Genomic DNA, 262 nt, shown 5'->3' with positions numbered 1-262 from the left:
AAAAGAAGCACTGCATTACGCCCGATCGGTCGCGTCTCTGGTCGAGACCGCCGCCGGAACATGGGAACGGCAGCTCGAGGGCGCACGCCGGTCAGAGACATGGCAGCGGGAGAAATGCGATATCGTCGAGGTTCCCGCTCTCACGAAGGCAAGCGAGGAAATCCTCACACGCCTCGATGTGCTGTCCCATGAGCAAAGGCCCGCGTTCATCCGCCAGATGTCAAACACAACAGAAGGCCGGCAGGCATTGCAGGAAATCAAA

Annotated in this window: 1 pseudogene; it reads left to right on the top strand. The window is 59.2% G+C overall.

What is annotated here, in order from left to right:
* Positions 1 to 262, top strand: a pseudogene (locus T18_RS27345) (conjugal transfer protein traA); the annotation flags it as partial.

This window comes from Rhizobium sp. TBD182, from assembly GCF_001950375.1.
Lineage (GTDB): Bacteria > Pseudomonadota > Alphaproteobacteria > Rhizobiales > Rhizobiaceae > Agrobacterium > Agrobacterium tumefaciens.
The sequence above is the reverse complement of the archived record's forward strand: the minus strand, read 5'-3'. Positions and strand labels throughout refer to the sequence as shown.